General features: G+C 41.4%; 7 protein-coding genes, 1 tRNA gene and 1 pseudogene. 2 read left to right on the forward strand and 7 right to left on the reverse strand.

Going from position 1 to position 9,662, the window contains the following annotated elements; all coding sequences use genetic code 11:
• Positions 1-18 precede the first annotated feature (18 nt).
• Together SORDD27_RS04120 and SORDD27_RS04125 are read left to right on the forward strand one after the other, a co-directional pair.
• Positions 19-924 carry a permease gene (locus SORDD27_RS04120; RefSeq protein ID WP_061427497.1) on the forward strand — a complete coding sequence of 302 codons (906 nt, stop codon included), beginning with the start codon at positions 19-21 and terminating at the stop codon, positions 922-924.
• Positions 921-1,736, forward strand: a complete 816-nt coding sequence (locus tag SORDD27_RS04125) for a TIGR03943 family putative permease subunit (RefSeq protein WP_061427499.1) — start codon at positions 921-923, stop codon at positions 1,734-1,736. The genes SORDD27_RS04120 and SORDD27_RS04125 overlap by 4 nt, the downstream gene beginning before the upstream one ends.
• Before the next feature lie 94 nt (positions 1,737-1,830).
• On the opposite strand, the gene SORDD27_RS04130 is transcribed toward SORDD27_RS04125, so the two are convergent.
• The 7 genes and pseudogenes from SORDD27_RS04130 to SORDD27_RS04160 form a co-directional block, all read right to left on the reverse strand.
• On the reverse strand, positions 1,831-2,244 hold the full coding sequence (locus SORDD27_RS04130) for a type II toxin-antitoxin system death-on-curing family toxin (protein ID WP_061427501.1): 414 nt from the start codon (positions 2,242-2,244) through the stop codon (positions 1,831-1,833).
• Entirely contained in the window at positions 2,241-2,477 is a 237-nt protein-coding gene (locus tag SORDD27_RS04135; RefSeq protein WP_000260600.1) for an AbrB family transcriptional regulator, read from the reverse strand. Before SORDD27_RS04135 ends, SORDD27_RS04130 begins: the two co-directional genes overlap by 4 nt.
• Positions 2,478-2,757: 280 nt before the next feature.
• A pseudogene (locus SORDD27_RS04140) lies at positions 2,758-3,686 on the reverse strand (bifunctional riboflavin kinase/FAD synthetase).
• Positions 3,687-3,828: 142 nt separating this feature from the next.
• Positions 3,829-7,368, reverse strand: coding sequence for a chromosome segregation protein SMC (gene smc / locus SORDD27_RS04145; RefSeq protein ID WP_061427503.1), 3,540 nt, complete (start codon positions 7,366-7,368; stop codon positions 3,829-3,831).
• Positions 7,359-8,057 (reverse strand): ribonuclease III, encoded by a 699-nt coding sequence (gene rnc, locus SORDD27_RS04150; RefSeq protein WP_061427505.1) that lies wholly within the window; start codon positions 8,055-8,057, stop codon positions 7,359-7,361. The genes smc and rnc overlap by 10 nt, the downstream gene beginning before the upstream one ends.
• A gap of 174 nt (positions 8,058-8,231) precedes the next feature.
• Positions 8,232-8,303: transfer RNA gene (locus tag SORDD27_RS04155), tRNA-Arg, on the reverse strand.
• A gap of 67 nt (positions 8,304-8,370) precedes the next feature.
• A complete protein-coding gene (locus tag SORDD27_RS04160; RefSeq protein ID WP_061427507.1) occupies positions 8,371-9,357 on the reverse strand; it encodes a GMP reductase in 987 nt (328 codons plus the stop codon).
• Positions 9,358-9,662 lie beyond the last annotated feature (305 nt).

Consider the following 9,662-nt stretch of genomic DNA (forward strand, 5'->3'; position numbering starts at 1 on the left):
GTTGAGAAAGAAAAATAGATGACTGTTTCCCAATCTCTTCCTCCTAGTGTATTACAAGCGGGGGCAATCTTTCTCTCCATCATGATTGAAGCCCTCCCTTTTGTCTTGATTGGGAGTCTCATTTCGGGATTGATTGAGGTCTATATCACGGCTGACAAGGTCTCTGAGTTTCTCCCTCGCAATCGTTGGGGGAGGATTTTTTTTGGTACCTTCATTGGCTTTCTCTTCCCATCCTGCGAGTGTGGAATCGTTCCGATTATCAATCGTTTTTTGGAAAAGAAAGTCCCCAGCTACACGGCCGTTCCCTTTCTGGTGACTGCTCCCATCATCAATCCTATCGTTCTTTTCGCTACATACTCTGCCTTTGGTAATTCCTTAAAAATTACCTTCTTGCGAACTCTGGGAGCCATTGTAGTTGCTTTGGTTTTGGGAATTTTTCTAGGATTTTTCTGGAAAGAACCCATTCAAAAAGAGAATCCTATCGCTTGCCATGAACATGACTTTTCACACTTGAGTCCCGCTAGAAAGGTCTTTCAGGTCTTTATACAGGCTATTGACGAGTTTTTCGATATGGGGCGTTACTTGATATTTGGCTGTCTCTTTGCAGCTATCGTGCAAGTCTATGTCCCGACTCGGATCCTCACTTCTATCAGTGCTAGTCCAGTCCTTGCGATTCTCTTGCTCATGTTTCTTGCCTTTCTCCTTTCCCTCTGTAGTGAGGCGGATTCCTTTATCGGTGCTTCTCTCCTCTCGAGCTTCGGCCTAGCACCAGTCCTTGCCTTTCTAGTCATTGGGCCCATGCTTGATATCAAAAATCTCCTCATGATGAAACACTATCTCAAGGCCAATTTCATCTGGCAATTCATGGGCTTCGTGACAGTGCTTATCTTGCTTTATTCTTACATGATAGGAGTGATGCTATGATTCGATTTTTCATTTTACTGGGCTATTTTGTCCTAACTCTGTATCTGCAGCTATCTGGCAAGCTTAGCCACTACATCAACCTCCACTATTCCTATCTAGTCTATATCTCAATGGTCCTTTCTCTTCTGTTGGCTCTGGTCCAATTCTACATCTGGATTAAAAAAATCAACTCTCACAGCCATATGGAAAGTCGTCGAGCTAGACAAATCAGCCTCCTTTTACTGTCACTACCACTCTTGATTGGAGTTTCCTTTCCCACAGTAAGTTTGGACTCAAGAACCGTATCTGCCAAAGGCTATCATTTCCCACTTGCTGAGGGAATCGATGCAGCTATTCAGGCAAGCGAAGGAACATCCAGTCAATATCTCAAACCTGATACCAGTACCTATTTTTCCAAATCTGCTTATGAAAAGGAAATGAGGATAACAGCTGACAAATACCTATCCCTGTCAACCATTCAGGTTACAGATGAAAACTATATGGAGGTCATGGAAGTTCTCTATGACTATCCACAAGAGTTTGAAGGAAAGCAAATCGAGTTTACAGGCTTTGTCTATAACGATCCTAGTCATCCAGATAGCCAGTTCCTCTTTCGCTTTGGGATTATTCACTGTATCGCTGACTCTGGTGTATATGGACTCTTGACCAAGGGGAACTCACGCCAGTATCCTGACAATACCTGGATTACCGCCAGAGGAACCCTGACCCTCCACTACCATAAAGAACTCAAACAAAAACTCCCAACACTGGAAGTTGAGAGTTTTACCAAGGTAGATAAACCAGAAAATCCTTATGTCTATCGTGTGTTTTAATAAAAAGAGACAATATCAGAGTTTCTGTATTACAGAATTCTAATATTGTCTCTTCATTTTTTTTCTTATGCTCATTTCAATCTAACAAACTAGCCTACTTTTTGTTCTTTTCTATGACAGAATGTTCAGAAACCCATTTAGAATAGCTTATCATTTTTTCATCAGTTAAAGCTTCTACCGCTATAGTCACACACATTTCAACCGCTTCTTCCACAGAAACAGAAAAGTAATAACCATTTAATTGTAAAAATTTCACCAAAACATAAAAGGCTGTTCGTTTATTGGCATTGACAAAAACATGCTTCTTTATCAATTGGACAAATAATATTGTTGCTTTATCAAAAATTGTTGGATAAAGAGGTTTACCAAAAACAAATTGTTCTGGTAAGTTCACAATCATATTTAACGCTGAAGGACTAACTGTTTGAATTTGCTCATTTGGAGAATACCGTTGAATTACTAAAGCATTGATTTTTTCAATTTGCTTTTCTGTTAAATAGACTGTCATTTTTCCACCAAAGCTTTGAAAACATCGTCGTATTCATCAAAAATTGTATCCAATTTCAAGTTAAAGGCATCATCAGAAACATAAGAGACCTGATGATCCAATTCTTCAGGAGTAAAGATAATTTCACCGCTTGGTAACAATTTCGCTTCGTATTTAACACCACTTGGAATATTGAACTCGCTTGGAATCGTAATGGTGATTGAATTTCCTTGTTTTCTTGTTTTTACTACCATCTGATTTCCTCCTTTGAAGTATTATAACAAATAATTACGGTAATTACAATGATAGTGTAAAACTGCTATTTCATCTCAAATCTTATCCAAAATACATCTGCATAAGTGATTTTTTAGTTCACCTGTAATCATATTAGTCTCTTTTCTTTGGTTTTTAACGTTATGAATATCACTATTTTAATAGATTTTCAATCAAGCTTCAATTATGTTTCTTTCTATTAAAATTTCTTTCAAAAATAAAAAAGCAAACACAAAATATGGTTCACTTTTTTAAACTTTTCTATTCTCCATCCTTCCAGTTTCGAGCAATTTCTTCGTCTTTCTGGAGTTGGTCTACGAGCTCGTCGATGGAGTCAAATTTAACCATATCGCGGACACGGTCTAGCCAGTAGACCATGACTGTCTCACCATAAATATCATCTAGAAAAATCAAAAATATTGACTTCAAAACGCGGCTCTTCTCCATCGAAAGTAACATTTTTTTCCAACACTTGCCATGCCACGATATCTCTGACGTTGTACTTCTACATCGACTACGTAAACACCGTCTGCTGGCATATAAGTTCGATCTCTTAGGACCAGATTGGCTGTTGGATAACCGATAGTACGCCCACGAGCATTTCCATGAACGACCATTCCACGGGTTGGGAGCGGTGTGCCGAGTAGATGATTGACTTCCCTGACATCTCCATCAAGAATAGCTTGGCGAATCCGTGTGGAGCTGATCTTGCCCTTTTTGTCCTCGACCGGAGGAACAATGATAATCTCTCCATCAAAATAATCCTTCAGGTCATCCGCAGTTTTCTTATCTGAACCAAACGTGTAATCAAATCCCGCTACGATAATGGCTGGTTTTAAAGCTCTAACATAAGTATCAAAGAATTCTTGACCCGTTAAACTAGCAAATTTGCTACTAAAATCCAGTAAGAAAAGAGCCTCTACTCCGTGCCACTTCATCTTGTGCTCCCGTTCTTCGTGATTGACGATATGGAGCATAAGCTCAGGTTGATAAGGTTGCAAGGCAAGTTTTGGCGACTCTGTAAAGGTCATCACGACAACTGGCAGATAATCCTTCATCGAAGCCTTGCTGGCAACTTCAAAAAGCTTCTGATGCCCCTTGTGGATGCCATCAAAATAACCTAGTACAAGGACTGTTTTCCCTGGTACTGCAATATCTTTTTCGTTCTTAATAGGTACTGTTGTAATCATGAAACTATTATATCATAGAGAAAGTCTTTTCGCTAAGAGGAAATCCCAAATGTCGTTTTTTGCGCCTGAACTGACCTTGATAGACAATTTAAGGTATGAATTTTAAAAATAGCACCTCCTAAGAGATGCTATCGTTTAGTAACTAGTCTACTGTTTCTTCCAAATCTTTTAACTTAACCGAAACAATTTTAGATACACCTGATTCTTGCATGGTAACTCCATAGATAGAATCCGCTGCCGCCATCGTTCCCTTACGGTGGGTCACGACGATAAACTGACTATCCTTATCAAAGCGGTTGAGGTAATCCCCAAAACGTTTGACATTGGCTTCGTCCAGCGCCGCCTCTACCTCGTCCAAGATGACGAAAGGAATGGTCTTAACTCGGATGATTGAGAAGAGCAGAGCCAGAGCTGATAGGGCTTTCTCGCCACCACTCATGAGGTTGAGAGATTGGATTTTCTTACCTGGTGGTTGAACAGAAATCTCCACACCAGCTGTTAAAAGATCGCCCTCAGTCAATATCAAGTCTGCCTGGCCACCACCAAACATCTGTCTAAAGGTCACTTTAAAGGACTCACGAATAGCTTCAAAAGTGGATTTGAAGCGTTCCTTAACCTCATCATTCATCTCTGTAATGGTCTCAAGGAGCAGGTTTTTCGCAGACAAAATATCATCTCGTTGGCTATTTAGGAAATCCAGACGGTTGTGAACTTCTTCGTACTGGTCAATTGCGTCCAAGTTGACTGGACCGAGTGAGCGAATAGCTTTCTCAAGATCTTTAACCTCTTGCTCTGCCAGATTGAGATCTTTCAACTCATGTGCTTTTTCTAGAGCCTCGGTGTAGCTGATCTGGTACTGGTCAGTTAATTGACCTTGTAGATAGCGTAAGCGTTCGCTGACCTTTTCTTTCTTGGCTTCAGCACGTGTTTGTTTGCGAATCCACTCTTCATTTTGCTGACGAGCTTGATCCAAATGGCTGGCAATATCATCCAGCTGGCCTTCGATATCATCCAACTCAAACTGCTTGCGTATCAAATCTTGTTGGAGGTTTATTTTCTGAGTTTTGGCCTCTTCCGCCTGCTGACTTAGCAAATCCGTATCAACCTTCTCAAGATTATCAACCTTTTCTTGGAGGAGACGCTGGATTTCTTCTTGTTCAAGATTGAGGTTATCTAATTCCTTACCTAAGCGTTCAATATCAGTCACTTCATACCGCTTTTGTCCTTGCAGTTCGGACTTAAGCAAGCGCGCTTGAGAGATCTGTTCCTGCAAGTTTTGATAACGTTCTTGAATTGCGTTTTTGTTAGACTTAATTTCTTCAATCTCAGCTTCCAGGTTTTGCTTTTCACTGGCAATAGTAGCGAGGCGCTCTTGGCATTTTTCCTTATCCACTTGCCAATCTCCTAGAGAAAGACGATTTAATTCCTCTTCTTGAAGTTTCCAAAGAGTTTCTAACTCTTCCACTTGCTGATTGGTTTGTTGATAAGCAAGGTACAAGCCTTGCTCATGGATACGAGCTTGCTCACCCTGAGATTTGATAGCTTCTAATCTTTCTGCCAATACCGCCATCTCATCTTGCAAGGTCTTCAAACTCGCTTCTTCTGACCGCAAGTTAGCTTCTTCCTCAGCAATTTCTTTTTGTAATTGCTCCAGCTCTGGCTTGATGAAAATACTGTTATTCTGGCGATTGGCACCACCCGCGTAGGAACCACCTGTGCGCAATTCGGTACCATCAAGCGTCACCATGCGAACCTGATAACGAACTTGACGAGCGGCTGCACGGGCATGTTCTACAGTATCAAAAATTGCTGTCGTAGCTAACAAATTCTTAAAAATGGCTTCTAGTCTCTTGTCAAACGACACTAAGTCATCAGCCATACCAAGGAAGCCTGGACTTGCTGCGATAGCATCCTGATTCTGACAAGAAATCGTACGAGCCTTGATTGTTGTCAAAGGAAGGAAGGTTGCACGACCGGCTCTGTTTCGTTTTAGGAAATCAATTGCCTTAGTCGCTGCGTTCTCATCTTCTACGATGATGTGCTGACTGCTTGCACCAAGCGCAATCTCTAGGGCAATTTGATAATGAACATCAAAAGTCAAATGCTCACTCACTGCACCAATAATCCCACTAAGACGATCTTTTTCTTGAAGAACACTCTTAACACCCGCATAAAAATTACTATGATTTCTTAGGATGTTTTCTAAGCTTTGGGCTCTAGCCTGCTTGTTTTTGAGACTATCCAGACGGTCAAAGAGTTGACTCTGCTGGGCTTGGTAAGAAACTTTCTGCTCCTCTTGTTCCTTGGCACTAGCTTGGTAGTCTGCCAATAATTTCTGAACTTGCTCCTTGGCAGTTTCAAGCTCAGCCTGCTGTTGACTGGCCTTCTCTTTAACTGTAGCCAGTTGTTCTTTCAGTTTCTCAAGTTGATCTGCTTGTTTTTGAGATAGTTGACGGCTGTTTTCCAACTCATTCTCGATGCGGGTCAGTTGGTTTGAGACATCCGCTTCTTCTTGTAAAAGAGCGACAAAGCTTTCACGCAAGAGTTCAATCATCTGATCAGGATCATCTGAAAAAGCCAGCAACTCCGCTTCTAAATGATTGAGTTCCTTGTTATTTTCAGCTAGACTTTCCTCTAACTGTTCTAAGTTCGCTTCTTTTTCAGCCTTTTCCTTACTTAGAGCCTTTCTCTTATCTTCCAAAGTCGCCAAACGGGCTTGTGCCTCTTGTTGATTGAGGGCTACTTGCTCAGATTCCAGTTTAGACAGGGCTAGTTTTCGCTCTAAGTCACTGATCAAACTAGTCAAATCCATCAAACTTCCTTGATCCTTGGCCATTTGAGCTTGGATATCCTGACGTTTCTTTTTAAGGCTTTGATTTTCCTCTTCTAACTCTTCACGCTTTTGGTAATAGCTAGTCAAAAGTTCCTGAACATGAGTTAGTTCTTCTTCTGTCAGCTCTAGTTCAGCCTTGTTTTCCTTGATTTGGGCAACCAGTACATCCAAGTATATTGCCTTGCGTTGACCATCCAAGTCGAGAAACTTGCGAGCATTCTCGGCTTGTTTAGCAAGGGGCTTGATTTGATTGTCCAACTCATAGATAATGTCCTCTAAACGGTCTAGATTGTCCTGAGTTTGTTGCAGTTTGCTTTCTGTTTCTTTTCGACGAGTCTTGTATTTTAAAACTCCAGCAGCTTCTTCAAAAATAGCACGGCGTTCTTCGGGCTTGGAGTTAAAAATTTCCTCAACCTTCCCTTGGGAAATGATGGAGAAGGAATCCCGTCCCAAACCAGTATCCAAGAAGAGGTCATGGATATCACGCAAGCGCACCTTCTTGCCATCGATTCGATACTCGCTATCACCACTACGATAGATATGACGTTCAACCTTAATGACTTGCCCCGCATCCTTGATAAAACCATCTTCATTGTCCAAGGTCACGACAACAGATGCATAATTGAGTGGTTTACGACTTTCAGTTCCAGCAAAGATAACGTCAGGCATCTTGCCACCACGAAGGCTCTTGACACTAGACTCCCCCAAGGCCCATCGCAGACTTTCTGTAATATTTGACTTCCCAGAACCATTGGGCCCAACGACAGCTGTCACACCTTGATCAAAGACGACCTTGGTCTTGTCGGCAAAGGACTTGAATCCCTGAATCTCAATTTCCTTTAAATACATGAATCCAGCCCTTTCTCAACTGCATTTTTGGCGGCCTCTTGTTCTGCCAATTTTTTAGAACGGCCTTGACCTTTTCCGATACTCTTGCCCTCAACCAGAACTTCTACATCAAAAAACTTATCATGGGCAGGCCCCGTCTCAGAGGTCACCTGGTAGCGAATATCCACATCGCCATTGACCTGGAGCAACTCTTGCAGGTGTGTCTTGTAATCCTTAATCATTTCAAAGTCACCTGCTTCAACCTTGGGGATCATGACTTGATAGATAAATTCTTTTACCCTAGCAACATCCTTGTCTAAAAGCAAAGCACCCAGAAAGGCTTCAAAGGCATCACCAAGAATGGTGTCACGATTGCGCCCACCAGACTTTTCTTCCCCTTTTCCTAGCTTGATAAACTGATCAAACTGGCAATCACGCGCAAAACCAGCCAAACTTTCCTCACGGACAATCATGGCACGGAGTTTGGACAAATCGCCCTCTGGTTTCTTAGGATATTTTTTATACAGGTATTCTGAAATCAATAATTGCAGAACAGCGTCTCCTAAAAATTCCAAGCGCTCATTGTGTGAAATTTTTAAGAGGCGGTGCTCATTGGCATAACTCGTATGAGTAAAGGCAGTTTCTAGTAGCTTTTTATCTGCAAATTCGATTGCAAAACGGTCTTTCAGTACAGTTTGTAATTCTTTCATACCAACCTCTTTCTAACTGATAACAGTCCTTCTTATTATATCAAAAAAAAGCCCCCTGAGTCACTTTAAAACGGGACTAGAGGGGAATTGAGCATTTTTTAGAAGGCAATTTTCAATTTTAGGGGCAGTATAAAGAAAAAAGCCTTTAAATAAGGCTTTTTTAGGCTGTTTACATCCACCCTGAGGGAATCGAACCCCCATCTCAAGAACCGGAATCTTACGTGATATCCATTACACTAAGGGTGGAAACTTGTCTTATTATAACAGAAATTTGCTCTAATAACAAGTTTTTTATGGGTGGACTAAGTGTCTCTTAGTGGGATGCATCACCATTCCAGATAGAGTTTTTCACGATCACATAATCAACGTGCTTGAGGTCGGCAACCTTTCGTCCACCTGAGTAGGAAATGGCACTTTGCAGATCCTGCTCCATCTCAGTAAGGGTGTCTTGCAAGTGTCCTTTGGCAGGAAGTAAGATGCGTTTTCCTTCCACGTTTTTATAAGCACCCTTTTGATATTGTGAAGCTGAACCATAGTATTCTTTGAACTGTTCCCCATCAACTTCAATTGTCTTTCCTGGACTTTCAATATGACCAGCAAAGAGGGAACCAATCATGACCATGCTAGCACCGAAACGGATAGACTTAGCAATATCACCATGAGTACGAATCCCACCATCAGCAATAATCGGTTTGCGAGCTGCCTTAGCACACCAGCGTAGGGCAGCCAACTGCCAACCACCTGTACCAAAACCAGTCTTGACCTTGGTGATACAAACCTTTCCAGGACCGATTCCAACCTTAGTAGCATCCGCACCGGCATTTTCCAGTTCACGCACAGCTTCTGGTGTCCCCACATTCCCAGCAATGACAAAAGTATCTGGCAATTCTTTCTTAATGTGTTGAATCATAGAAATCACACTATCTGCATGACCATGAGCAATGTCAATCGTAATATACTCAGGAGCATCAGCCTTGAGTTGGCTAACAAAGTCATACTCGTAGTCCTTGACACCGACGGAAATGGAAGCAATGAGGCCTTGATCGTGCATGCGTTTGATAAAAGGAATGCGCCCCGCTTCATCAAAACGGTGCATAATGTAGAAGTATCCGCCTTTAGACAATTGCTCTGCAACATTCTCATCCAAAATCGTCTGCATGTTGGCTGGTACAACAGGTAGTTTGAAAGTGTGATTTCCAAGTGTGACACTCGTGTCTGCTTCTGCACGGCTTTTAATGACACATTTATTTGGGATCAACTGAATATCTTCGTAATCAAAAATTGGAAATTCATTTAACATATCGATGTCTCGTTTCTTTTATAATGACCTACCTATGCTTGCGCATCCCTACGCCTTTTTCCGACGTTTCCTTGACTTATTATAAACCAAAGTACAGTTTTTGTCAAATAATTTCGATTATGAAACAATAATGTTCGGTTTTTTATAGTTTGAATATAAAAAGTAGAGAGACTAGTTTCTCCCCACTTCCTTATCAATATTCCTTTTTAAAATTTCTTCAGAGCTTTCCATCATTTCACAAAATCCCCTATAAGATGAAGCATTCTGAGGAATTTGGATAGACCACTTTTTAAGCAAGACTCCGT

The sequence above is a fragment of the Streptococcus oralis genome (genome assembly GCF_001579025.1).
Lineage (GTDB): Bacteria > Bacillota > Bacilli > Lactobacillales > Streptococcaceae > Streptococcus > Streptococcus oralis_X.

Excerpts from the sequence above, each read along its gene's own strand:
- SORDD27_RS04130 (WP_061427501.1), bottom strand. The coding sequence starts at position 2,244 with ATGACAGTCTATTTAACAGAAAAGCAAATTGAAAAAATCAATGCTTTA.
- SORDD27_RS04125 (WP_061427499.1), top strand. The coding sequence starts at position 921 with ATGATTCGATTTTTCATTTTACTGGGCTATTTTGTCCTAACTCTGTAT.
- SORDD27_RS04160 (WP_061427507.1), bottom strand. The coding sequence starts at position 9,357 with ATGTTAAATGAATTTCCAATTTTTGATTACGAAGATATTCAGTTGATC.
- SORDD27_RS04135 (WP_000260600.1), bottom strand. The coding sequence starts at position 2,477 with ATGGTAGTAAAAACAAGAAAACAAGGAAATTCAATCACCATTACGATT.
- rnc (WP_061427505.1), bottom strand. The coding sequence starts at position 8,057 with ATGAAAGAATTACAAACTGTACTGAAAGACCGTTTTGCAATCGAATTT.
- SORDD27_RS04120 (WP_061427497.1), top strand. The coding sequence starts at position 19 with ATGACTGTTTCCCAATCTCTTCCTCCTAGTGTATTACAAGCGGGGGCA.
- smc (WP_061427503.1), bottom strand. The coding sequence starts at position 7,368 with ATGTATTTAAAGGAAATTGAGATTCAGGGATTCAAGTCCTTTGCCGAC.